Origin of the sequence: Acinetobacter sp. RF15B, from assembly GCF_007558235.1 — a bacterium.
GTDB lineage: Bacteria > Pseudomonadota > Gammaproteobacteria > Pseudomonadales > Moraxellaceae > Acinetobacter > Acinetobacter lwoffii_C.
Genome location: NZ_VLSR01000052.1, coordinates 1 through 1,113, shown reverse-complemented (window position 1 = coordinate 1,113; position 1,113 = coordinate 1). Strand labels below are relative to the sequence as shown.

Here is a 1,113-nt window from a genome sequence, read left to right as displayed (position 1 = left end):
ATGATGCGTGATTTGTTGAATCGTCAAGGGCATCATATAGGACGACGTCATACACGTACTTTAATGAAGAAAATGGGTATTCAGGCGTTATATTGCAAACCAAATTTAAGCCAGGCTAATCAAGCTCACCGTAAATATCCATATCTGCTCAAAGGATTGGCTATTCAGCGCAGTAATCAAGTGTGGTCTACAGATATAACGTATATCCCTATGGCAAAAGGCTTTGTTTATTTATGTGCTGTGATTGATTGGCATAGCCGTAAGGTACTTGCGCATAGGGTATCGATTAGTATGGAGGTGGATTTTTATATTTCGGCTTTAAATGAAGCGATTGAAAAATATGGATCACCTGAAATATTGAATACAGACCAAGGCAGTCAGTTCACCAGTGATGCATTTATTGATGTATTGAAATCAAATGGCATTCAAATCAGTATGGATGGTAAAGGTCGATGGGTAGATAATGTGATGGTTGAACGATTATGGCGGAGCGTTAAATATGAAGAGGTGTATCTCAAAGCTTATAGCAGTATCACAGATGCGAAGTGCTTATTTTGAGTTTTATAATCTGAAACGACCTCATTCGAGTCTAGACAAAATGACACCAAATGAGTTTAACTATGATCAGCTACCCCAACAAAACAAGGTGGCTTAACTAGAGCGGAATATCACTTATAAATACGCTTTTAGTTGTTCAAACAAGTGGAACCATCTCTGTTTTGGATCGGCGCTCAATCTGAATGTTCACTTCCACATGCTGTTTCTCGACGGTGTGTATGTCGAGCAATCCCACGGCTCAGCGCGTTTCCGCTGGGTCAAGGCGCCGACCAGCCCAGAGCTCACCCAGCTGACGCACACCATCGCCCACCGGGTGGGTCGCTATCTGGAACGGCAAGGCCTGCTGGAACGGGATGTCGAAAACAGCTATCTGGCCTCGGATGCGGTGGATGACGACCCGATGACACCCCTGCTGGGGCACTCGATCACTTACCGTATCGCTGTCGGTTCACAGGCGGGGCGAAAGGTGTTCACTTTGCAAACTCTGCCGACCAGTGGTGATCCGTTCGGTGACGGGATTGGCAAGGTAGCCGGGTCCAGCCTGCACGCCGGCGT

General features: G+C 46.1%; 2 pseudogenes. Both read left to right on the top strand.

The window, feature by feature from the left end:
• Nucleotides 1–655, top strand: a pseudogene (locus E2K74_RS14440) (IS3 family transposase); the annotation flags it as partial.
• Between the two features lie 63 nt (nt 656–718).
• Nucleotides 719–1,113 (top strand): annotated as a pseudogene (locus E2K74_RS14435) (transposase); the annotation flags it as partial.